The 22,723-nt window shown below is 35.3% G+C and carries 22 protein-coding genes; 6 read left to right on the top strand and 16 right to left on the bottom strand.

What is annotated here, in order from left to right; all coding sequences use genetic code 11:
* Positions 1-45 precede the first annotated feature (45 nt).
* Together AC1PU0_RS04890 and AC1PU0_RS04885 are read right to left on the bottom strand one after the other, a co-directional pair.
* A complete protein-coding gene (locus tag AC1PU0_RS04890; protein WP_206835490.1) occupies positions 46-699 on the bottom strand; it encodes a hypothetical protein in 654 nt (217 codons plus the stop codon).
* On the bottom strand, positions 683-886 hold the full coding sequence (locus AC1PU0_RS04885; protein ID WP_242596184.1) for a hypothetical protein: 204 nt from the start codon (positions 884-886) through the stop codon (positions 683-685). Before AC1PU0_RS04885 ends, AC1PU0_RS04890 begins: the two co-directional genes overlap by 17 nt.
* Before the next feature lie 316 nt (positions 887-1,202).
* Here AC1PU0_RS04885 and AC1PU0_RS04880 point away from each other — a divergent pair, with 316 nt between their 5' ends.
* Positions 1,203-1,808 carry a Crp/Fnr family transcriptional regulator gene (locus tag AC1PU0_RS04880; protein WP_206848328.1) on the top strand — a complete coding sequence of 202 codons (606 nt, stop codon included), beginning with the start codon at positions 1,203-1,205 and terminating at the stop codon, positions 1,806-1,808.
* A gap of 43 nt (positions 1,809-1,851) precedes the next feature.
* On the opposite strand, the gene AC1PU0_RS04875 is transcribed toward AC1PU0_RS04880, so the two are convergent.
* From AC1PU0_RS04875 to AC1PU0_RS04865, 3 genes are all read right to left on the bottom strand, one after another.
* Complete coding sequence (locus AC1PU0_RS04875; RefSeq protein ID WP_069655470.1) at positions 1,852-2,106, bottom strand: metal-sensitive transcriptional regulator; 255 nt, start codon at positions 2,104-2,106, stop codon at positions 1,852-1,854.
* The gene (locus tag AC1PU0_RS04870; protein WP_069655471.1) at positions 2,096-2,401 is read right to left on the bottom strand and encodes a rhodanese-like domain-containing protein; all 306 of its coding nucleotides are present in this window, start codon (positions 2,399-2,401) and stop codon (positions 2,096-2,098) included. Before AC1PU0_RS04870 ends, AC1PU0_RS04875 begins: the two co-directional genes overlap by 11 nt.
* Before the next feature lie 117 nt (positions 2,402-2,518).
* Complete coding sequence (locus AC1PU0_RS04865; protein ID WP_111248794.1) at positions 2,519-2,806, bottom strand: rhodanese-like domain-containing protein; 288 nt, start codon at positions 2,804-2,806, stop codon at positions 2,519-2,521.
* A 272-nt stretch (positions 2,807-3,078) separates the two neighbouring features.
* Here AC1PU0_RS04865 and AC1PU0_RS04860 point away from each other — a divergent pair, with 272 nt between their 5' ends.
* The 4 genes from AC1PU0_RS04860 to AC1PU0_RS04845 all read left to right on the top strand — a co-directional run bounded on the left by AC1PU0_RS04860 (position 3,079) and on the right by AC1PU0_RS04845 (position 8,384).
* Positions 3,079-3,648, top strand: coding sequence for a glycoside hydrolase family 73 protein (locus tag AC1PU0_RS04860; RefSeq protein ID WP_069655473.1), 570 nt, complete (start codon positions 3,079-3,081; stop codon positions 3,646-3,648).
* A gap of 118 nt (positions 3,649-3,766) precedes the next feature.
* The gene (locus AC1PU0_RS04855; RefSeq protein ID WP_206848326.1) at positions 3,767-4,411 is read left to right on the top strand and encodes a response regulator transcription factor; all 645 of its coding nucleotides are present in this window, start codon (positions 3,767-3,769) and stop codon (positions 4,409-4,411) included.
* Positions 4,395-5,801, top strand: coding sequence for a sensor histidine kinase (locus tag AC1PU0_RS04850; protein ID WP_206848324.1), 1,407 nt, complete (start codon positions 4,395-4,397; stop codon positions 5,799-5,801). The genes AC1PU0_RS04855 and AC1PU0_RS04850 overlap by 17 nt, the downstream gene beginning before the upstream one ends.
* 246 nt (positions 5,802-6,047) lie before the next feature.
* Positions 6,048-8,384, top strand: coding sequence for a glycoside hydrolase (locus AC1PU0_RS04845; protein ID WP_206848323.1), 2,337 nt, complete (start codon positions 6,048-6,050; stop codon positions 8,382-8,384).
* A 903-nt stretch (positions 8,385-9,287) separates the two neighbouring features.
* Here AC1PU0_RS04845 and AC1PU0_RS04840 read toward each other — a convergent pair.
* Together AC1PU0_RS04840 and AC1PU0_RS04835 are read right to left on the bottom strand one after the other, a co-directional pair.
* Complete coding sequence (locus AC1PU0_RS04840; protein ID WP_206848322.1) at positions 9,288-10,370, bottom strand: endonuclease/exonuclease/phosphatase family protein; 1,083 nt, start codon at positions 10,368-10,370, stop codon at positions 9,288-9,290.
* A 116-nt stretch (positions 10,371-10,486) separates the two neighbouring features.
* Positions 10,487-10,624, bottom strand: coding sequence for a DUF1697 domain-containing protein (locus AC1PU0_RS04835; protein ID WP_242596480.1), 138 nt, complete (start codon positions 10,622-10,624; stop codon positions 10,487-10,489).
* Positions 10,625-10,705: 81 nt separating this feature from the next.
* Between AC1PU0_RS04835 and AC1PU0_RS04830 the strand changes: the two genes are divergently transcribed.
* The gene (locus AC1PU0_RS04830) at positions 10,706-11,077 is read left to right on the top strand and encodes an iron chaperone (protein ID WP_111248800.1); all 372 of its coding nucleotides are present in this window, start codon (positions 10,706-10,708) and stop codon (positions 11,075-11,077) included.
* 1,826 nt (positions 11,078-12,903) lie between these two features.
* On the opposite strand, the gene AC1PU0_RS04825 is transcribed toward AC1PU0_RS04830, so the two are convergent.
* The 9 genes from AC1PU0_RS04825 to ligA all read right to left on the bottom strand — a co-directional run bounded on the left by AC1PU0_RS04825 (position 12,904) and on the right by ligA (position 22,695).
* Positions 12,904-13,032, bottom strand: coding sequence for a hypothetical protein (locus AC1PU0_RS04825; protein ID WP_010765698.1), 129 nt, complete (start codon positions 13,030-13,032; stop codon positions 12,904-12,906).
* The gene (rlmD, locus tag AC1PU0_RS04820; protein ID WP_069655479.1) at positions 13,032-14,405 is read right to left on the bottom strand and encodes a 23S rRNA (uracil(1939)-C(5))-methyltransferase RlmD; all 1,374 of its coding nucleotides are present in this window, start codon (positions 14,403-14,405) and stop codon (positions 13,032-13,034) included. Before rlmD ends, AC1PU0_RS04825 begins: the two co-directional genes overlap by 1 nt.
* A 108-nt stretch (positions 14,406-14,513) precedes the next feature.
* Positions 14,514-15,155 carry a deoxynucleoside kinase gene (locus AC1PU0_RS04815; RefSeq protein ID WP_206848321.1) on the bottom strand — a complete coding sequence of 214 codons (642 nt, stop codon included), beginning with the start codon at positions 15,153-15,155 and terminating at the stop codon, positions 14,514-14,516.
* A 12-nt stretch (positions 15,156-15,167) separates the two neighbouring features.
* Positions 15,168-15,878: a nicotinamide riboside transporter PnuC gene (gene pnuC / locus AC1PU0_RS04810; RefSeq protein WP_422851641.1), complete on the bottom strand. Its 711-nt coding sequence runs from the start codon at positions 15,876-15,878 to the stop codon at positions 15,168-15,170.
* 304 nt (positions 15,879-16,182) lie between these two features.
* Positions 16,183-17,229: a diacylglycerol kinase gene (locus AC1PU0_RS04805; RefSeq protein ID WP_206848320.1), complete on the bottom strand. Its 1,047-nt coding sequence runs from the start codon at positions 17,227-17,229 to the stop codon at positions 16,183-16,185.
* 16 nt (positions 17,230-17,245) lie between these two features.
* The gene (gatB, locus tag AC1PU0_RS04800; protein WP_111248802.1) at positions 17,246-18,676 is read right to left on the bottom strand and encodes an Asp-tRNA(Asn)/Glu-tRNA(Gln) amidotransferase subunit GatB; all 1,431 of its coding nucleotides are present in this window, start codon (positions 18,674-18,676) and stop codon (positions 17,246-17,248) included.
* A complete protein-coding gene (gene gatA / locus AC1PU0_RS04795) occupies positions 18,676-20,145 on the bottom strand; it encodes an Asp-tRNA(Asn)/Glu-tRNA(Gln) amidotransferase subunit GatA (protein ID WP_206848319.1) in 1,470 nt (489 codons plus the stop codon). The genes gatB and gatA overlap by 1 nt, the downstream gene beginning before the upstream one ends.
* Positions 20,145-20,450, bottom strand: coding sequence for an Asp-tRNA(Asn)/Glu-tRNA(Gln) amidotransferase subunit GatC (gene gatC / locus AC1PU0_RS04790; protein ID WP_206848318.1), 306 nt, complete (start codon positions 20,448-20,450; stop codon positions 20,145-20,147). Before gatC ends, gatA begins: the two co-directional genes overlap by 1 nt.
* A gap of 199 nt (positions 20,451-20,649) precedes the next feature.
* Positions 20,650-22,695, bottom strand: coding sequence for an NAD-dependent DNA ligase LigA (gene ligA, locus AC1PU0_RS04785; RefSeq protein WP_206848317.1), 2,046 nt, complete (start codon positions 22,693-22,695; stop codon positions 20,650-20,652).
* Positions 22,696-22,723: the final 28 nt, after the last annotated feature.

Here is a 22,723-nt window from a genome sequence, read left to right as displayed (position 1 = left end):
TCATTATTTTTAGGGTAAGATGGTTTCTTTTTTATTTTTCTCAATCTAACTCTTATTCTTAGATTGATTTTTTTCTAGCCACAGATATACCACTATAATGACTATTGACAGTACAGCATTTAAAATAAAGGTACTTGGATAAATAGTTCCAATGTTACTATTTACACGTTGCGGAAAGCAGTAACGTGCTATGTCATTTAATACGACGATCATGATCCATCCAATTGCAACGACAACTGTTTTTGAAACATTCGGCAACCATAATTTAGCAATTACCCCTCGAAACAAAATCAGGTAACTAATCATCCCAACCAGATAAATAGCTAACTCGAGCGATAGTAAAAAGATTTCTTTTAAACCGATAGAAATCATTGTAAAGTTAAACACTAAATTGATTGCACCAATCACGATAACTTGCATATACGAAAGCAAATATTTTGCGACGATTTGCTCAAAGGTCGATTGATTGGCTGTACTTGCTAGCGTTCTGTGACTGGATTGAATGTTTAGTTGATTGATTCGCCAAGTCAAAATAACTGCTATCAACACAGATAGTAGAATCGGCAATCGTTCCCAGCGAAATTCGGGTATCGTTAATTGAAATACATATTTAGCCAAATAACTGATTAAAATCAATATTAAACTATTCAAAAAGAACTTCTTGTTTTTTTCATGATAAAAATTAACTAAACGTATCATTGGCTTCCTCCTCATATATTTCTTTCAGAGACAACTGTTTTTTCTCCCGTAACGCTTCTGAATTGATCACTTCACAGTATCTATTTGGATTCATAAATAGCACATCTTTAAATAACGTATCCATGTTTTCAATAAAATTAGTCGAAACTACCATTAATTTGTCTTCACCACTGGTTTTCCGTATCATTTTTTTGACTTGTATACGAGAGGAATAATCTAAATAGGAAAAAGGTTCGTCTGTTTAGCCTATTCACACGCAATCTTGACTTTTACTCGGTTGCATACTGTACTATTCCAGTCACACACTTGCTGATAAATCTTATTTTAAAGGAAACAAAAAAAATAATTTATATCACTGATATAAATCGCCTACTCTTGATTATTCTAGATTTGAGCTCAAAAACTCTACCTGGCTATGCTATACTTTTTATACTTGGAATTTTTAACCCCATTTTATCTGAAAGGAGGACGGAACAATCGAATTATATAAAAATAATTTAGCTTTGATTGCTTATTTAAAAACAACGTCTCATAATATCTGGACTGAGAAAACATATGAAAAAGATAGCCTAGTCATTGACGAATATGAAAAAACTGAAACGATCTATTATGTTCTAGATGGCGTTCTCAGTGTCGAAATTCTTAACGATGGTAAATGCTACATTTCTTCGTTTGTTTTTCAAAATGATTTTTTTGGCTTAGATAGCTTTTCTACCTTTAAAAAAAAGGACCATAGTATTCGTGTTATGAGTGAGCAAGCTACGATTTTCTGTTTATCTAAAGAAAAGCTTTTAAATGTATTAAATGAACAACCAGAGTATTATGCGTTACTTTTAACTAACTTTGCTGATATTTTTCAACGCCATTACGGCTACTTTCATTTTCTCTATTTGCCAACTACAGAGCGAATAAAAAACGCGTTGAGGTATTTAAGTGACCACATTGGTCTTATCACTGAAGCTGAACATTTAGAATTACCAAAATTTATCACGCAAGAAGTATTATCAAAGTTCTGTCGTACATCGCAATCCAGAGTTTCTGTTTCTTTAAGTGAGCTGGAAAAAACGGGTTGGCTATTAAAAAAGAAAGTGCCTATCACTCTAAACTAAAAAAGGCGAAAATCAGTGTGATTCTGATTTCCGGCTTTTTCTTTCATCTTGTTTTGACGATCATTTCCAATGCTTTTGCCATATCTTCACTAGTTAGATCGATACGTTCATCTTCCAAACAGTGTTTGAGATTTTCAGTTACAACCAAGCCAATCACTTTATCAATACTGGAGCGAACAGCCATCAGCTGTGTTACAACTTCTCGGCAGTCTTTTCCTTCATCCATCATTTTTAAAATTCCACGAATTTGCCCTTCCGAACGTTTTAAGCGATTCGCTAGTTTAGGGTCACAAGCCATCAACAATTTCTCCTCTCCATACAGACATACCACCCATCACATTCGTAACATCATATCCTAATGAAGCGAAATATTCACTCGCCATTTGTGAACGACCTCCTGCATGACAGATAATATAATATGATTGATTTTTATCCAGTGATTCGGCTGTTTCCTGTAGCCTACTTAAAGGCAGACTTTTTGCTCCTTTGATATGTCCAGAAACATATTCATCGTCTTCACGTACATCTATGATTGCTAATTCATTTCTTTTTTCTAGTTGTTCAAATTCATCGATCATCATTGTTTTATACATTATTGAATAACCTCCTGAGGATAAATTATACTATGATTTCATACGCTTCAGACACTCTTCTTAATCGTGTTGCAGGAGACATTCCACCAACTATACCACCAATAATTACGATCCTTATTATAATTTCCCTCCTCGAGTTTCTCCACGCCAAGAATTCATTCCGCCTCTAACATTGAGTGCACCGATTCCGTTATTTTTTAATCGCTTTACTGCTTGCCGACTTCTCATACCCGACTGGCAAATCACATGGACTGGGCCATGAGCTCTTTTTGTATAAGAGCTCAGTTTACTTAGGGGTATATTTTTTGCGCCAGGTATGTGTCCTAATGTAAATTCTGCCTTTTCTCGGACATCAATCAATTCAGTTCCTTTTGTTAATTTTTGTTGAAATTCTCTTGTGTTAATTGAATTCTTATTAAAAAATGAAACATACGCTCCTCTTTAAATACCCATAAGGGTATATTTAATGATTATCATAAATGAATCTTTGAGAGTTGTAAAGACCTTTTTTTATTATTTTTTATAATTAAAGAACGATTCTATGCCTTATTTCTTAATCAATCTGAATTATTTCTTAAGAAAGCCAAACAAATATTAACTTATTTGGCATATTTTTGTAACATTGAACCTCTATACTGTATACAGTTACTTAAAGAAACAAGAAAAGAGGTTATTACATGAATCAAGGAATTCGAAAAAAACAAACTATTTTACCCTTAACATTGATTCTACTTCTTTCATTTGCTAGTCTTTTCCTTATTTTTAATAAAGAAGAACAACCAATACAAGATGAAGCGACTGCTTATCAGCAGATTTTTATTGATGAAATAGCATCTGAAGCGAAAATTTTACAAAAGAAAACACATTTATTTGCCAGTATCACTATCGCCCAAGCAATTTTAGAATCTGATTGGGGCCGCAGTGCATTAGCAGTTGAAGCCAATAATCTGTTTGGAATCAAAGGCTCTTTTAACGATCAATCTAGTATTATGCCTACAGATGAGTTTATTGATGGAGAAAGAATCACAATCGATGATTCCTTTAAAAAATATACAACAGTCCAAGAATCCATGGTCGATCATATGGAATTTTTAAAAGGTGGTACCTATGACGGTATTAAAACAAGTAACAATTATCGAGAAGCAGCCGTTGCTTTGCAAAATGGTGGATACGCAACCGACCCAGATTATGCTGAAAAATTGATTCAATTAATCGATGAATTTAAACTCTATAAATATGATAAGTAAGCAATACAGGTTAAAAGCGATTTTATTTAAACCTGGATATGTTTTACATTGGTCAGCTGTTCCACTTGTACTTTCGTCCTAAATCAAACGAATAGATTGTTAAAAGGAGTCTTTATGTATGCAAATTTTAGTTGCGGATGATAGTCCGGAAATGGTACAAATCGTCAGTGCCTATTTAAAAAAAGACGGATTCACAGTTCATAGGGCATTGGATGGTGAAGCCGCTTTAAAGATTTTTTATCAAGAAAAATTAGATTTGGCTATTATTGATTGGATGATGCCTAAACTTGACGGACTCGAGGTCATTAAAACCATCAAAACAGAAAGTACACTAAAAGTTTTGATGCTAACCGCTAAATCAACTGGCGAAGATGAATTTCTTTCATTATCCAATGGCGCCGATGACTACATCACTAAACCGTTTCATCCTAAAGTACTATTATTACGCGTAAAAAAATTGCTTGGTCTGACACATTCTTTTTATATAAAAGAGTTACTGATCGATCCAGCTAATTTAACCGTCTGGAAAAATGAGCACATATTAGATTTAACCAAAAAAGAGTTTGATTTGTTAATGATGCTCGCTAAAAATCGTGGACGTATTTTGACAAGGGAACAACTTCTAGTTGGTGTTTGGGGAATGGATTACGATGGCGTCGCTCGTACCGTTGATACTCATATTAGAAGACTACGAGAAAAAATCGGCGATGAGATCATCACCACTAAAAGAGGAGTGGGCTATCTCATTGAAAAAGAAAACTAGAAAAATCAGTACCACACTTACTCTGACATTTTCATTGATCATCATTGGTAGTTTTATTGTGATGTTTGTTTTAAATAGTTTGATCGTTCCTCATTACTATTTTTCAAAAATGGAACATAAAATTGCTTCTGTTATGACTGATATCCAGCAAAACGTTAAATCAGAACAACAACTAGCTGAATTAGAAGAAAATAATCAAGTCACGATCATCACACAGCCCTTAGAAGGTACGTCACTTGATGACTTTAACGAAGCCTTGAATTTGGCGTTAAATCGAAAGAAAGTCGCATTAAACCGTTTTTGGATCACACAAGAAACGTTAGACCAATTGCAAAAAACGTCTCATTCTGTGCAGCGAAATTTTGACCAAGGCAAACAAAAATCTAGTTTCTTAGTTGAAATGCGAGTGATTAACGATACTTTTTACTTGGTTGGTGTCTCTACAGTAAATTTTTCTGAAACAGCCAGCTTGATTAATTCGTTTAATTTTGTTTCTTTGAGCATCACATTGTTGTTGATCATTGTATTGATTTACCTCTCTATTCGAAAGATAACTGATCCTTTGGTAAATTTAAAAAAAGTAGCAGAAGAAATCACGACTCTGACATTTGTGACGACCGATGATATTCCCGCAAATGAGATTGGCGAGCTTGCCCTTAGTATCAATAAAATGAGCTATGCTTTGGCAACGTATCAAAAGAACTTACTGGCTAAAAATGAGCAGTTAAAACAATTTACAGCAGATTTGACCCACGAATTAAAAACACCGATTGCCCTGATCAAAGCTTATGGTTCAGGCATTGAAGATGATTTAGATGACGGAACTTACTTAACTGTTATTTTACAGCAAACGCAACGATTGAATGATATCGTAGATCAGATGTTAGACTATGCAAAGTTAGAACAACAACAGCCTATCCATAAGGTGCCGCTACAATTATCAGACATTTGGCACCAAACTGTAACCGAGCTTCGACCGACAATGGAAAATGAAGATCTGTTGTTGCTGGAAGCAGACACAGACCTTCCACTTTCTTTGATTGACGCAGACCCCATTTTGCTCAAAAGAGTTTTTGATAATGTATTGACCAACAGTATTAAGTACACCACCGACAAAGAAATTCAAGTCAGTTGGCGCGAAACAGAAAACTCTATCGAATTTACAATCAGTAATCAAACCTCCTTACCTTCTGATTTCGATGTATCTAAGCTATGGGAAGCTTTTTATGTCCATGAAAAATCACGAAATAAAAACCTTTCTGGAACAGGACTTGGTTTGTCGATTGTTCAGTCAATCATGAATGAGCATGGCTTTACAGTCGAAGCAAGATTGGTTCATAAGACACTGATCTTTGTTTTACATTTTTATAAAGTTGGAGAACAGGCGTAACATTTTGCGCTTGTTTTTTTATGTTTGAAATTGGCATTTTTCTGTAACATTGTGTTGTTAAACTTACTGTATGTTATTACGTTTCGTAAGGGTATTTCTTTAAAAAATTTGGAATAAAAATTATTTTTCTTCTTTTTTTTGAGACTATTTGAACCACTTTCAAAACACAGCAAATAACTAAAAATGATATCAAAAAGTACCAAATGCAGTGAAGCAAACCATTTTACTCTATTGGAGGAGGAAACTATGAAAAAAATTACTATCTATCTAAGCCTAGCGGCAATCACTCTATCTCTATCAGCTTGTCATTTTAACAAGACTAATGCGACTAGCAAATCAGAGGAATTGTTCACCCACGCTGAAATCGAACAAAACAAAACCTATGCCAAAACTGATTTCTCTTTTGAGGTCGATCCAAAAACATTTACTGTCTCAATTACCGAGAACGGTGAAAAAGCAGAAGTCTCCAAACCCCAAAAAGCAAAAAAAGTCATGGATTTAAAAAAGAGCAAAGAAGAAATCAGCTGGACATATCCTAATGAACAAATAAAGGTCAAAATAAAAAAAGAGAAAAACCATCTTGCTGTTGCTCTTACTAGCTTGTCTGATGAAGATATCTCTTTTACATGGCCTAAACTAGATGCAAAAAATTATGTATTGCCAATTGCTGAAGGAAAAACGATTCCTAACAATCAAAACGAGTGGCTTGCTTACTTTAAACAAAATGAAGAATTATCGATGAGTGAAGCTTTTTCAATGAGTTTTTTCACAACCAACCAAGAAACATTCGCTACAACATTTGTCATGGACAATACTTTTAATAGTGATCTTTTAACGAAAACCGAGCCTCATCTTACGTTGGAAGCCAGTCATAATTTTATTGGCTTCGACAAAAATAAAACTATGAATTACCGACTTTATGTTACCGATAACGATCCTGTCGCTATCGCCAAAACCTACCAAATGGATAGAATTGATTTAGGTGAATTTAGAACCTTAGATGAAAAAGAAAAAGATATTCCTGAAATAAAAAAAATGCGTGGTGCTATCCAAGTTTATTACTGGAACAGTCGAATTTTAAACACAGAAGATATTACCTGGAGCAAATTACCTCAAGTAGTTGATGAACCTATTTTCCAATGGATCGGTGAATTATTAGCCCAATATGGCGAAGATGGTTCTGAGGAGTATCTAAAAGCACTAGCGGCATTTAAAAATGATGAAGGCTATAAATATGAAAAAAACACCTTCTTAACATCGATCAATTATGTCCTACTTTATCCACAATTTTACAATAAAGACATTTTCAAAAATCCCGATGCACAAGCGCAAAAACTGCTTAACAAAGGGATTGATAAACTAAGCGAACAAGAACGTTACGACTTAAATAAACATCTATTAGCTGGTGTACTTGATAATGTAACTCCACCACTTGAACACTGGGGACAAGCAACGTCATCTGATGTGTTTAAAGAAATGAAAGCATCTGGCATTGAAAATGCTTGGGTTGGTCTGCCAAATTGGGCAAACGGCTTAATGAATCCTGAGATGGTCAAAACAGCTGTTAAACAAGACTACCTGATCGGGCCTTATGATTCTTATCAATCGATTCAAGAGAATGCTAGCATCGATTGGAACACGGCTTCTTTCCCTAACAACACACTATATGAAAACGCAACAGTTACGAAGAAAAATGGTGAAAAAGTTGCTGGTTTCTTAGGCAAAGGCCGTAAATTAAATCCAACGCTGATTTTACCTGATGTTGAAGAACGATTTACTGGCATTATGAAAGAGAACATTCCATTTAATTCTTGGTTTTTAGATACGGATGCCGCTGGAGAAATTTATAACGACTATACCCCTGATCACTTAACAACACAAAGTGAAGATGTCGCTGGACGTTTGAAACGACTGAATTACTTTAATCAAAAGGGTCTTGTTGTCGGTTCTGAGGGTGGAAATGACTTTGCTTCAAAAGATATGGTTTTCGCTCACGGAATCGAAACACCTGTCATTATGTGGTCTGATCCTGATATGCGTGAAAACAAAGAAAGTGAATACTACGTAGGAAGCTATGCTTCATTAGATGGCGGTATTCCAACAAAATACAAAAAAGTTGTCCCCATCAAAGAAGAATACAAAGCAATCTATACAGATCCAGCTTTCTCTCTGCCACTTTATAAGCTTGTTTACAACCGTTCTGTAATCACTTCTCATCAATGGGAATGGGACAGCTATAAAATCAAAGATCAAGTTGGCGAGCGTCGTATGAAAGAATATCTATATAATACACCACCAATGATGCATATCGATAAAGCTACTTGGGATGAACAGAAACAAGATATTTCAGAAAACGCTAAAATTTGGAGTCCTTTCCAAAAAGCTGCTCTACAACACGAAATGACTGATTTCAAGGTACTGACAGAGGATCGCTTGATTCAAAAAACGGAGTTTGGCGAAAACTTGTCTGTCATTGCTAATTTCTCAGACCAAGATTATGAAGCGGATGGGCTAAAAATTGCCCGACAGACTGCTTTGATCATGAATGATGGGAAAGAAACCGTTATAAAAACGGAAGGATAATAAATTAAGCAAGAGCTTATAACGTAAGTTTAAATCTATAAAAAGCAGAAGTCTGGGACAGAAGCGTTTAATCGCATCTAGGGTGTGAAACAGAAGTGATTTTTACGTTTGTCCCACAGCCCTGCTTCTTTATATTTTGAAAGTCCACAGTTCATTTCCTTATAGTGTTTTTGAAAATGAGGTATAACTCAGAAATCCAGTTTATAGAGAATGCTTTGATGAATGCAATAAATACTTTCATTGCTAGTGCTATTTGAGAAGCTGTCCCTCTGGCTATACTAGAGCTCTATCTACAGCATCGAATACAATATTAGCTCATTTTAATAAAGGATTTAGACTTGCACATATCTTTGCATAATGTTTTGAAAAAATTGATGGCACTTGATCTCACTACATTCGTTGCTAAATTCTGAATCTTAACAATACTATTATTGTCCCAGTAACAATTTTTGTTGCAATATTATGACTTTGAGGTTTTCAAAAGTAATCGGATTCTTGAGTAGCAGGTAATAACTCAATGAGAGCATCTATCACAATAATTGAATCAGCCAAAGCTAAACTTGGAACAAAAAAGAACTAAGTAAATGACGACTGACAAACTAATTAACATTTTTTTAGTTTCAGGATTATATACCAACTTTTAGTTTATTTTCTCATTACGAATTAGACGACTTTACAATACTAAATATTCGTTTTAATGCAAAGCTTTTTCTGGCAATAAACTATAATAGGTAAACATTTATTGTAATCAATACTACTTTTAAACACATAATTTCATCCTCCTTCTATTTTATCTAGTCTTTTTACGCTAATAAATATATCCTAGTTCTACAAAAAAGATTCAGATACCAATCATTTTCGATTGCGACCTGAATCTTTTTTATTATTCCTTCTCATCCACTTCTATGGTTTCAGCTTAAACGTCATTTCAACTGGATTATGATCTGAATTGTTAAACTCAGCATCAATCACTGTTCCACTAACATTCTCAACATTATCTGAAACGATGAATCCATCGATTAACGCTACAAATGACTCGCCTTTTTTATAAGGTTTATCTAAATTGCGGACTGAAGGTATTGGAATTTTCATTTCACTCAACGTTGCAACTTGTAAATCTTTCGGTAGCTCTTGCTTTGGAAAAGGTTGTAACCATGTGTATTCTTCTGTTGTGTCATTTTTAAATGTTTCAGTTGAAGAATCGAGTAGATCATGATTAAAGTCTCCACCACCAACAACGTAATTCCCTTTTTTGTATTCATTTTCCATATGATCGAATAATTTATGCATTTGTTCTTTTTGGATTTTTTGGTCTTTGATATACGCTGATAAATGAACATTATACAGCATTAGATATTTGCCGTTCTTTGCTGGGATTTTTGATACGGTGAAGGCTCGATCTAAATCAAAAAATTTATTGAGATTCGTTTCGATCGGTAAACTATAGCGGGTGCTTGTTTCAATATCATTATTACTCAAGGTTAGGATACCAGATGTCGATTTTCCAATTGGATCTAGAATCGGGTACATTAAAAATGCTGAATCATAATTCGTGGCAAATACACTAGAATAATCGTTAAATTGCTGCTTGATTTGCGCTACTTCATCCACACCACGACTACGAGTGGCGTTTTTATCAACTTCTTGGAACAAAGCAAAATCTGGCTGTCTCTTTTTGGTCGTGTCGATCACGCCCGAGATATTTTCAATAACACTCTCTTTACTCACTGCTTTTGATTGTTTGCCACCATCCATAAAAAACGTGTAATCAGGCGTATAAGATCCATAGCCAATATTAAAGGTTGTGATTTTATATTCTTTATCAATTGCTACTTTTTTTCCTTTTGTCCTTTGATTAATTTCGACAGGTACATCATCAGCGATTCTAGAATAACTGAAATAAACATAGCCAATATAAGCTAAAATGATTGCGATAATTATGCCTAAAATCCCTAAAAAGATTTTAATACTTTTTTTTAACTTCATTATTTTCTCAACTTTCTATTGTGTACTTTCTTCCATCTACAAATAGTACTCTAGTTTTTTTGCTCTACAACGAACGAGCTATTTTTTACTTTAGTTTAACCATAATTGCTCTAACACTATACATGTAACCGTTCATTCTTTAAATCCATGTTCTCAAAGTGTTCTTTCAAGGTTGCCATGACTACTCGATTTTTCCCGCCGAGATTGACTCCTGGTAATAAAGCAATGTACCTTACCTTTATAAAAGCTTCCAATCTAATAAATCATTTTCTTCAACGGCATACCTATATTATAATAAAGAAAAGAATAACTAAAAAGAAAAGAGGGAAATAAAAATGAAAGATATAAATGAATTTTTATCAAACATTAGTGAACCAGCACATCGTGATCGAGTAAAAGAGTTATTTGGCTGGACGGAAAAAACATTTCCGCAACTTAAAGTCGTAATAAAGTGGAACCAACCTATGTTTACCGACCACGATACTTTTATTATTTCCTATAGCGCTTCTAAAAAGCACCTTTCAATTGCACCTGAAACAGCTACTATTACAGCATTCAAAGAGGACATTGCAAATTCTGGCTATCAACACACGGACAATATTATCAAAATCACTTGGGATCAAACGATCGACTATACATTATTACAAAAGTTAATCGATTTCAATGTGCAAGAAAAACTACATTATACCAAATTTTGGAGAGAATAATTTTTAATTAATGGAACCTTATTCAAAAAAGTTTCATCGATAAGAAATTATTGAAGTAGTAAAATAAGGTAAAATCTATTATGATTTAGACATAGAGAGTTACTTAATTATCTTCCCCAAAGATAAAATAAGAATTGATCCCACCTCAATAGAGATGGGATTTTTTTAACCGAACAAAAGATTAAGAATTTCTTTAGTAACAAAATACTCATTCTTATGATTCAAGGCTTTTTTTTACTCTCTCAATTTATTTTTTACTATTTCTAAAAATCCCATTGACTAAACTCCTACCTTTAAGTTAAGATAATATTACAAAATCAAATAAAAAAAGGCGCTCTGCAGGAGGACAGCAAATCATCCCGCAGAGCCCTGTATTATCAGCCAGAACTAATAATACAAGTTGCCTCCGTCAATAGTTTATTGACTATTATCATTGTACTAAAAGTAAGAAAAGATTACCAGTCTTTTTTACACATTCAATGTATTTAGTCGATGGTTATTTAGCGAACGCTTCATGGTATTGGTTCCTGACTAATACCATTTTTTTGTTTTGTATTTTTTGAGTAGATAATTAGAGCGAAAAACAAAATAAACAGGCACTCTAGTAAGAAGACAGCAATCCTCTTACAAGAGCCCTGTATCGTCAGCCAGAACTGACAATACAAGTTGCCTGAGTCAATGCGCATTGACTTATTCATTTTACCTAACTTTTGTAAGAAATACTAGTGTTTTTTTACAAAAATTTAGTAATTTGAATAGTTGATGGTTATTCATTGCACTCTTGCGCGGTATTGGTTGGTGGCCAATACCGTTTTTTTCGCTCTTTTTATAAATTGTAAACACTAAGTTCTCCTTTTTTCTTAACTCTTTCCAAAGAACTACCTTAGTGTTTACAAATTCGTGTTACTAGAATCAATCGTTCACCATGCTTTTCTATTCACTCTAAAGGTTGCCGTATAAATGTGTATAAAATAATTAAAAATAAACATGCAAACAAATAATTTCCTAGATCTACAAGATTGAATAATGAAAAGCAACGAATGATTTCTAGTGCACTAGTACTTATTAGAATCTATCTGGCGGAAGATACATTCTAATTCTCTAAAAAATAGCAGGTTTGCAGAGTCTGCTATTTCAAATAACTGTTTATCCAAAATGCTATTCCTTTTCTGTAGATTACCATCCCAACCATTTTATCAACAATAGGATAAGCAGTTGTTTGTTTTTTATACGATTTATTTATATCACTTCTTCTATAGTAATTTCAGAGTATTTATTTCAATATTCTCTATAAATTTTATCTTTATTCTCCTCAATATTTAGTTGCTACATTTTAAAGGTTACGTTAACCTCTTTGGGCTACCAATGTTCTTTGTAAGAATATTGATAGTCCATTTAATTTTTTACATAACTTTTCCACCACTACTATTGTACATATCATGTGTCGCTGTATATGTATCCATCCTTGCGCACTAAAAATGAATCACTGCTAGACTCGCTTCTGAAGCAAACTCTTCTCCCGAATACTCTTTCTTTAGTCCAAACCAAATTAAGGCGTTCACTAAAACAGATTAGAAAATAATAGCGACCCGTTTTCTGATAGGTAGATATAATTGAGCTTTTGTAGAATTTCTTAGTGTCCTCTATGTCGTTCGTTGGATAGTATAAAACAATTGAGAAAATTGCACTAGCAAAAAAGACCATAGCCAAACGAAATAATCTGAAGTAAGCCCCAATAGTTAGATCAGAAACTCTAACTTAGGGGGGCTCACTTCAATCCGTTCGACTATGCTCTTTAACCTAAATTTAAAGCAATGGGGTGTTGTTTATTTATTATAAATCTTCGGACCTTTACGCATGTTTTTACGATCATTTTTAGGCGTCTCCATTTGTTTCGAGCGACCGCCACTTTGTTTCTTCTTAATCAATTCTAGCATTTTTTTCTTTGTATCCATTATTGCACCGCCCTTGTCAAGAGAGTAACAGACTCGATATGAGTCGTTTGCGGGAAGTTATCCACTGGTTGCACTTCTTTGACTTCAAAGCCGCCTTCAACAAGTAGGGCAAGATCACGTGCTAATGTTGCAGGATTACAGCTTACATACACGATACGTTTAGGTTTTGTTTCGATCAAGGTTTCTACCAAACTTGCTTCTAAGCCTTTACGTGGTGGATCAACGATGACAACATCTGGTTTGATATCATTTTCGATCATTCGCGGTAAAGCTTCTTCAGCTAACCCTGCTGTAAATGTTGCATTTGTGATGTTGTTTAGTTTTGCATTACTTTCAGCATTTTTAGCCGCTTCTTCGATTACTTCCACACCATAAACGTGTTTTGCATCTTTTGCTAATGTTAAACCGATTGTACCGATCCCACAATATGCATCTACAACAATTTCTTCACCTGTCAACGCCGCGTATTCTTTAACTTTGTTATACATTACTTCTGTTTGTTGTGGATTTACTTGATAGAATGAACGAGAAGAAATTTCAAATTTCAAATCAAAAATCGTATCGATCATTTTATCTTCACCGTGTAATAGAATCGTCTCATCCCCAAAAATCACGTTTGTCTTTTTAGCATTGACATTTTGCACAATGCTAACAACTTCAGGCAACGCTTCTAGAATATCCGGAATAATTTTACTAGTTGGGAATAATTTTGGTGTTCTAGTAATTAAAACAATCATCATTTCCCCAGTGTGATAGCCACGACGAACAACGATATGGCGTAAGTTACCCGTATTATCTGATTCGTTGTAAGGTTTGATGCTGTAACGTCTCATGATATCACGGATTTTAATGACAGCTTCGTCAATTTTAGGATCTTGAATATAGAAATGTTCTAAGGGAATAAGATCATGGCTATTTTTTCTGAAAAATCCTGTTTGCAGTTTACCCTCGATTTTTCTCACTGGAATTTGAGCTTTATTGCGATATCCCCAAGGATTGTTCATGCCTAAAGCGTCTAAAACTGGAACGTCTGGTAATTTTGCTACACGTTGCATCACGTTTTTCACTTGGTCTGTTTTGAATGTCAACTGTGCACCATACGCTAAATGTTGTAATGGGCTGATACCGACTTTGGTAAAGTTAGCATCTTTGACTGGTACACGGTCTTCGCTTGATTTTAAGATAGTCAAGACTTTACCGTAACCAAAACTTTTACCGACTTTCAAGACTTTGATTTCGATTTTTTCACCTGGTAAGGCATTTTCTATAAAAAGTGGGTAGCCATCAACTTTAGCAACACCCATTCCTTCATGTGTCAGATCAATAATATCAACTTCGATTGTTTCATTTTTGTTCACTGGAAAATTATTCATAAGTCGCTCCTTCTTTTATGCGCTTCACTCATTCTAATGAAAAAATGCTAGAAAAGCAATAGAGAGTTTGTTTCGACAGCTAAAAGTAGCAAAATTTAATCTTAGAATCTAATCGATTTCAGCTAGTTTATTCTCAATAAACTGAATCACTTGTTTTTTTGCTTCTTCACTTTCGATAAAATCATACTTATCTCCATCAATTTGGATTTTAGGGCTCTCGTTGTATTCTTCAAACCATTTTTCGTAACGACTATTCAATTCTTTATAATAGTCATATAATGAAGGATCTTGTTCTACTTGCTCATAAGCACGTCCTCGGCGTTGAATACGTTCCAACATTTTCGGAAAAGATATTTTAATATGAACCAATAAATCTGGACGTTTTTTATGAGCCGCATAAGGTAATTCTTGCAGCATATTTTCTAATAAAGAATCATACACTTTTACTTCAGTCTCATTCGCTCTTCCTAAGTCAGCGTTTAAATGAAATAATAAAGAATCTTCATATATCGAACGATCCAATACATTATTTTCATGAGAGAGCGCTTGTTTAATACTATCAAATCGCTTATTTAGGAAATAAATTTGTAATAAAAATGCATATTTTTTAGGATCAGCATAAAATAACGGTAAGACTTCGTTATCATCAACGGATTCATAAAAAGCTTCTGATCCTAAATGTTCTGAAATAATTTCTGTTAAACTTGATTTCCCTGCACCAATTGTACCTGCTAAAACGATCACTGCCATCGAACTCCCTACCTAATTAATTATTGTTTTTTTGATTTTCAACCAATGAACCATGCCAAAAATAGAATTGACAGTATACATGCAGTACATGACAAATAAGGCATAATCTCCCCCTGCATGGGTTCCTGCTCTAAACCATAATACTATGGAAAAAAGATTACCTAACAACCAAAAAATAAATTGTGACTGGTACCTTTTGATCATCAATAACATCGCTGTGGCGGAAACGCTGAAAGTGATAGCATCAAGCATTTGTTGTGCATCATTGACAAACCCTAAAACTGAATAAGCAACCATTCCAATTCCTAACCACACGACACACGCATATAACCATTGAATTCCTTTCAACGTTTTTACCTCTGTGACATTACCTGACCCATCTTCGCTGACTTTTAACCATGTATACAAGCCTGCAATATCCATAATTACATAAAAGCTTTGAAGTAAAACCTCAGCATAGACTCGTGTTTTAAACCCAAAATAACCTATGATCAATGCACTTATAAACCCAAATAGGTAATTGCTAGCCTTGCCTTGAGCAATTAAATTGACGCAAACAATACCTGATATCCCAGCTACTAATGTAATCCAACTAGAAGGATTGAAAATGAACGCTACTAATTGTACAACAATCATCGCGAACAAAAAAAGATAGTTTTTTCTTTGCCAGCCTTTAAAATCATTTATAATAACATTTAAACCCAAATCAAACAAACCTTTCATTTGCCAGTATTTATCATTTTCTAATGAGATGACGACTTATTAAATTTACCTCTGTTTCAAGATCAAGTCAATCTGAATTCTATCCAATTATTGATTATGAGACATTTTTATACAATATATTGTGTTTCCTAATAGTTTACATCTATATATAGTATAAAGAAATTGCAATGATGCTTTCAATTTTTGTATTTTAAGTCTACTCAGCCAAAGCTGATTTTTATGCTGTTGTTCTATCTGAGTCGCTGCACCAAAAAAGCATCCGAGACAATCTTGTCTTAGATACTTTTTTTGGTGCTTTTAATGATCAGCCAATTTTTCCATTATGATCGATATCTTCATCGGTCAAACGCTCGACTTCTTTAACGAACTCTTTACTCGTTTCTAGATACTCATCTTCTTCATCATAATCATCCAAGATGGAGCCCATGATTGCATTCGATGGAATCGCATCTGCATTCGCAAACATTTCAATGTGCTGATGTAAATTTGTGAATTCCATTGGTGCATCACCACCATATTCGCCATCTAAGTTGATCATCATTCTACTGTTCGGTTCAAGCGTCTCTGCACGTAAATGACTCGTTTTCGTGTATATCAGTCGGTTATCTTCGATATGTTTACCACCGTTTAACATTAGTGCAGCTAAATGCAAAATCTCAAAAACATTGGCTGTTTTCACTATAATCAATGAAAATTTTCCATCATCAAGTTTTGCGTCTGGTGCAATTTTTTCAAAGCCACCAACAGAGTTAGTCAAGCCCAAGAAAAACATAGAAGCATTTCCTTCATAAACACCTTCGTCATACTCCATTAGCATTTTAACTGGTTTCACTCGAGGTAGCATTTCTGCACCTTTCGCTAAATAAGCAAGATAACCAAAAATACTTTTAAGTTCTGACGGGACTTCATAAGTCAATTCAGTTAAATGACCACCAGCCGCTATGTTGATGAAATAACTGTCTTTTGCTTTGCCGATATCCATTTTGACCGTTTGATTTTTTTTGATAACTTCTGCTGCTTTGACAATATTATCTCTTGGAATTTTTAAAGCTCTTGCGTAATCATTGGTTGTTCCAGCAGGAATGATTGCCATAGACGGCCGTTTTTCTAAAGGAGCAATACCATTAACGACTTCATTGATCGTTCCGTCACCGCCAGCCGCAACAATTAGGTCGAAACCTAATTCTGCAACTCGGCGAGCTTCGTTCTTAGCGGAATTTTCTTCTGGAGTTGTGGCAAAAGCACTTGCTTCATATCCGCATTCTTCCACAATAGAAAGAATATCAGCTAGATTTTTTTTGACTAGCTCTTTACCTGAAGTGGGATTATAAATGACTCTTGCTTTTTTCATAATCATCTGCTGCTTTCTAGCGTTTTGCCAATTCTTCTTGTAACAATTTGTTCACAACACCTGGATTAGCTTGGCCTTTCGTTGCTTTCATGATTTGACCGACTAAAAAGCCCACTGCACGATCTTTTCCGTTTTTGAAATCATCGACAGATTGTTGGTTATTATCTAAAACCTCATTGATGATTGGTAACAATTGTGATGGATCAGATAATTGAACTAAGCCTTTTGCTTCGACAACCTCTTTCGCATCGCCACCATTTTCAATCAATTCTTTGAACACTTTTTTAGCGATTTTAGAGCTAATCGTACCATCTTCGATCAACGTAATCATGCCTGCTAAGTTTGCAGGTGTTAATTTTGTATCCGGTAATTCGATTTTTTCACTGTTCAAATAAGCTGAAACTTCACCCATCAACCAGTTAGACACTTGTTTTGCATCTGCACCTTCAGTTAATGCTGCTTCAAAGAAATCTGACATTTCTTTTGTTAACGTTAGAACCATTGCATCGTATTCCGGCAATCCTAATTCTTTGATATAGCGGGCACGACGTGAAGCTGGCATTTCTGGTAGGCTGTGGCGAACACGCTCAATCCACTCATCATCGATTGCAAAACGTGGAACATCTGGCTCTGGGAAGTAACGGTAGTCACTTGATCCTTCTTTAACACGCATCAATAATGTTTTATTCGTTGTTTCATCGAAACGGCGTGTTTCTTGTTGGATTTCGCCACCAGATAATAACACTTTCGCTTGACGTTTTTCTTCAAAGGCAAGACCTTTTTTAACAAAACTCATTGAGTTCAAATTTTTAAGTTCTGCCTTTGTTCCAAATTCTTCTTGACCATACGGACGTAAAGAAATGTTGGCATCACAACGCATTGAACCTTCTTCCATTTTTACATCTGAAACGCCAGTAAATAGGATGATTGAACGAATGGCCTCTAGATAAGCATAGGCTTCTTCTGGTGAACGCATATCCGCTTCTGAAACGATTTCGATCAGAGGTGTTCCTTGACGGTTTAAATCAACGTATGAGTAACCTCCATCACCGTGAATATTTTTCCCAGCATCTTCTTCTAAATGCACACGTTCGATACGAATGCGTTTTGTTTTGCCTTCCACTTCAATATCGATCCAGCCATCATGACCAATTGGTTGATCGAATTGAGAAATTTGGTACGCTTTGGGATTATCTGGGTAAAAATAGTTTTTACGGTCAAAATGTGTATCTTTAGAGATTTCACAATTTAAGGCAAGTGCTGCTTTCATACCAAATTCAAGTGCTTGTTTATTCATAACTGGTAATACGCCTGGGTAACCCCAGTCGATCACGTTTGTATTGCTGTTTGGTTCTGCTCCAAAGTGTGCTGGTGCAGGCGAAAAGATTTTAGAGTTTGTTTTTAATTCTACATGGACCTCAAGTCCGATGACAGTTTCAAAGTTCATTAGTCATTCCCCCCTAAGATCACAGGTTTTTTCGTATGGAAATCAGTTGCTTGTTCAAACGCATACGCTGCTTTATACATCGTGCTTTCATCAAATGCTTTCCCAATGATTTGTAAACCAACTGGTAAGCCTTCTGAAAATCCTGCTGGTATTGACATACCAGGTAATCCAGCTAAGTTAACTGGAATCGTTAGTAAATCATTCATATACATTGTGATTGGATCATTGATATTTTCACCTAATCCAAAGGCTACTGTCGGTGAAGCTGGGCCAATGATGATATCATATTTTTCAAAGACATTGTCAAAGTCTTGTTTGATCAATGTTCGAACTTGTCCCGCTTTTTTAAAGTGTGCATCATAATGTCCAGCACTTAATGAGAATGTCCCAAGCATGATACGGCGTTTTACTTCTATACCAAACCCTTCAGAACGTGAATTTACATAAACATCTTCAAGATTTTTTACGTTTTCAGAACGGTAGCCATAACGAATCCCATCAAAACGTTGTAAGTTGGAGCTTGCTTCCGATGAAGCGATGATATAATACACAGCTACCCCATATTTAGAATGTGGTAAGCTCACTTCTTCTACAGTTGCACCAAGAGCTTTAAATGTTTCTGCTGCTTTAAGAACTGCTTCACGAACGCCAGCATCGACACCCTCACCAAGATATTCTTTTGGCAAAGCAACTTTCATCCCTTTGATATCTCCTGTTAATTCAGCAGTGAAATCAGGAACTGAAACACCAGCAGAAGTCCCATCTTTTTCATCATAGCCGCTGATTGCGCTTAAGGCTAATGCATTATCTTTAACATTTCTTGTCAAAGGACCAATTTGATCCAAACTAGATGAAAATGCGATCAACCCAAAACGAGACACACGTCCATAGGTTGGCTTCATTCCAACGATTCCGTTAAATGATGCAGGTTGGCGAATACTACCACCTGTATCTGTTCCTAAAGAAACGGGAACTTGACCAGTAGCAACCGCCGCAGCTGATCCACCAGATGATCCGCCAGGAACTTTCGTATGATCCCACGCATTTTTTGTTTTCTTAAAGTAGGATGTTTCAGTACTTCCACCCATCGCGAATTCATCCATATTCAATTTTCCTACTGGAATCATATCTGCTTGATAAACTTTATCCATAGCAGTTGCATCGTAAATTGGCTTAAAGTTATGAAGCATTTTTGATGCTGCAGTTGTTAAAATGTCTTTCGTTACAATATTGTCTTTGATCCCGATTGGAATACCTGCTAAAGGATTTGATTCAGTAATCCCTTTAAGATCGATTGCTTTTGCTAATTCAAGTGCTTTTTCATCATTGATTGTAATGAATGAATCCACATCTTTTTCCGTTTCGTTGATACGGCTCAATGTCGCTTGAGTCAAATCAGTTGCAGTGATTTCTTTTGAAACGAGTAAATCATGCAGTTCTGTTAGTGACTTATCATATAATTTTTCCATTATGCACCAGCCTCCCCGTTGTCGATAATCGCTGGCACTTTGATATAGCCATTTTCTGATTCTGGTACGTTTTTCATCAATTCACTGCGATCCATACCTGGCGTTGCTACATCTTCTCTCATTACATTGATTGATTGTGCCACATTAGAGGTAAATGGAATCCCCTCTGTATCTACTTCTTCTAATAATTCCACCATATCGATGATTTTGCCTAATTGATCAGTAAAGTCTTTTAACTCCTCATTTGAAAAAGACAGTTTAGACAATTTGGCTACATGTTTTGCTTTTTCTTCACTGATTGCCATGGATACCCTTCTTTCCTTTAGAAAAACTCAATCAAGAGTTCACTAGTTCATTTTTTATGACTGTTACACGATAGTTCACGTTAAAAACAGCTTTTTTCTTATTCTATCATAAATTTCTAAGAATTTTTGAAAGAGATTGAAGAAAATAGACTGAAAATGTAAAAATAGCGCTGAAACCCATTTTATTATGCTTTTTAGGCTATTCGTTTGTTTCTTTTGTATAACTATTATCCAATGCAGTCACCATTTGTTGTTCGTCCCATACCTCGATACCAAGGTCTTGGGCTTTAGTCAGTTTGCTACCCGCATCTTCACCTGCAACAACAATGTCCGTTTTCTTTGAAACACTACCGGTTACTTTGCCGCCTAGATTTTCGATTTTTTCTTTTGCTTCTTCTCTGTTATAATGGGTAAGTTTTCCTGTTAAAACGACTGTTTTATCTTTGAATGGTGATTCTACAGCATCTAACTGAGAGGTGCGAATCCCTTTATAATCAAAATTCACTCCAGCTTTTGTCAGTTCATCCATTAATTCATGGACTTCTTCATTTTCAAAGTACGTGACTAAACTATCCGCAATCGTCTCACCCATCGAATCTAGTGCTACGACTTCATCTTTAGTTGCTTTACTGATCGACCGTAGATCTCCAAAATGTTCAGCTAAAACCTTTGCAGCTTTAGAACCAACATGGCGAATACCTAATCCAAAAATCAACCGTTCAACAGAGTTATCCCGGCTTGCATCAATTGCTTTGTAAATATTATTCGCAGATTTTTCTTTGATTTTTTCCAATGTCATCAATTGCTCTTGGGTTAAAAAGTAAAGGTCAGCTACATCAGCGACTAACTCTTTATCATACATTTGTTCCAGTACACGAGGGCCTAAACCATCGATATTCATCGCATTTCTAGATACAAAATGATTAAGTCCTTCTTTGATTTGAGCTGGGCATTTTGGATTGATACAACGCAAAGCAACTTCCTCATCCAGATGCACTAATTCACTATTACAGACTGGGCAATGGGTTGGAATCAAATACGGCTGGCTGTTTTCATCCCGCTTTTCGGCCAAGACATGTGCGACTTCTGGAATAATATCGCCAGCTTTATAAATAATTACTGAATCATTCAACCGAATATCTTTCATTGCAATGAAATCAGCATTATGCAAACTTGCTCGACTAACTGTTGTACCTGCTACACGAACTGGCTGCATCACAGCAGTTGGCGTTACAACGCCTGTACGTCCAATCGTCCATTCGATTTCTTCCACGATTGTTTGAGCTTCTTCAGGTGGAAATTTATACGCAATGGCCCACCGCGGAGCCTTAACAGTAAAGCCTAATGCATCTTGAATCGTGAATTCATCTGTCTTGATTACAATCCCATCAATTTCGTATGGTAATTCTGATCGTTTTTCATGATATTCTTCTATATACGCCCAAACTTCATCAATTGTTTGGCATAGTTTCTTTTCAGGATTGGTTCTAAAACCAATTTCCGATAATTCATTTAACGCATCAAACTGAGTTTGTGCCGTCATTGGTCCAAAATCTGCCACTGTATATAAGAATGTGCTTAGATTTCTTTTCGCAACCATACTTGTATCTAGTTGGCGCAAACTACCTGCTGCTGCATTTCTTGGATTTGCAAAGACATCTTGTCCAGCTTCTTCGCGCTCTTTATTCAAATTGACGAATGATTGTTTTGGCATGTAACATTCACCGCGAACTTCAACTGATATTGGTTTTTTTAACTCTAAAGGAATCGACTTCACTGTTTTTAGATTTTCAGTGATATTTTCACCAACTGTTCCATCACCTCGGGTTGCCCCTTGAACGAATCTGCCATTCTCATATTTTAATGAAATAGCTAGTCCATCGATTTTCAACTCACAACAATAACTGACAGGCTTTCCAGCTAATTTTTGGACACGTTCATCGAAATCGTAAATATCTTCTTTACTAAAACCGTCATTCAAGCTATACATTTGCACTTCATGTGTCACTTTTTCAAATCCTTGTAAAATCTTCCCGCCAACACGTTGCGTTGGTGAATCAGAAGTGATTAAATCTGGATATTCGGTTTCTATGTCTGATAATTCTTTATAAAGCCGGTCATAAACATAATCTTCTACGGTCGGTTTATCAGCAACGTAATATTCATGGGAATACTGATTTAACTGTATCCGTAGTTCTTTTGCTTTCTCTGTCGCTTCGGCTAATGTTAACGGTATTTCTGCCATAATAACTCCTCCTAATTTAAAAGCATAA

It is taken from the genome of Enterococcus sp. XAF26B05_ASV22, from assembly GCF_056727285.1.
Note: the sequence above shows the minus strand (reverse complement) of the source record. Positions and strands in the feature narration are given on the sequence as shown.

Coding starts and splice junctions, on each gene's coding strand:
- AC1PU0_RS04890 (WP_206835490.1), bottom strand. CDS start 699: ATGATACGTTTAGTTAATTTTTATCATGAAAAAAACAAGAAGTTCTTT.
- AC1PU0_RS04885 (WP_242596184.1), bottom strand. CDS start 886: ATGATACGGAAAACCAGTGGTGAAGACAAATTAATGGTAGTTTCGACT.
- AC1PU0_RS04875 (WP_069655470.1), bottom strand. CDS start 2,106: ATGGCTTGTGACCCTAAACTAGCGAATCGCTTAAAACGTTCGGAAGGG.
- AC1PU0_RS04870 (WP_069655471.1), bottom strand. CDS start 2,401: ATGTATAAAACAATGATGATCGATGAATTTGAACAACTAGAAAAAAGA.
- AC1PU0_RS04860 (WP_069655473.1), top strand. CDS start 3,079: ATGAATCAAGGAATTCGAAAAAAACAAACTATTTTACCCTTAACATTG.
- AC1PU0_RS04855 (WP_206848326.1), top strand. CDS start 3,767: ATGCAAATTTTAGTTGCGGATGATAGTCCGGAAATGGTACAAATCGTC.
- AC1PU0_RS04845 (WP_206848323.1), top strand. CDS start 6,048: ATGAAAAAAATTACTATCTATCTAAGCCTAGCGGCAATCACTCTATCT.
- AC1PU0_RS04840 (WP_206848322.1), bottom strand. CDS start 10,370: ATGAAGTTAAAAAAAAGTATTAAAATCTTTTTAGGGATTTTAGGCATA.
- AC1PU0_RS04830 (WP_111248800.1), top strand. CDS start 10,706: ATGAAAGATATAAATGAATTTTTATCAAACATTAGTGAACCAGCACAT.
- AC1PU0_RS04825 (WP_010765698.1), bottom strand. CDS start 13,032: ATGGATACAAAGAAAAAAATGCTAGAATTGATTAAGAAGAAACAAAGT.
- rlmD (WP_069655479.1), bottom strand. CDS start 14,405: ATGAATAATTTTCCAGTGAACAAAAATGAAACAATCGAAGTTGATATT.
- AC1PU0_RS04815 (WP_206848321.1), bottom strand. CDS start 15,155: ATGGCAGTGATCGTTTTAGCAGGTACAATTGGTGCAGGGAAATCAAGT.
- pnuC (WP_422851641.1), bottom strand. CDS start 15,878: ATGAAAGGTTTGTTTGATTTGGGTTTAAATGTTATTATAAATGATTTT.
- AC1PU0_RS04805 (WP_206848320.1), bottom strand. CDS start 17,229: ATGAAAAAAGCAAGAGTCATTTATAATCCCACTTCAGGTAAAGAGCTA.
- gatB (WP_111248802.1), bottom strand. CDS start 18,676: ATGAACTTTGAAACTGTCATCGGACTTGAGGTCCATGTAGAATTAAAA.
- gatA (WP_206848319.1), bottom strand. CDS start 20,145: ATGGAAAAATTATATGATAAGTCACTAACAGAACTGCATGATTTACTC.
- gatC (WP_206848318.1), bottom strand. CDS start 20,450: ATGGCAATCAGTGAAGAAAAAGCAAAACATGTAGCCAAATTGTCTAAA.
- ligA (WP_206848317.1), bottom strand. CDS start 22,695: ATGGCAGAAATACCGTTAACATTAGCCGAAGCGACAGAGAAAGCAAAA.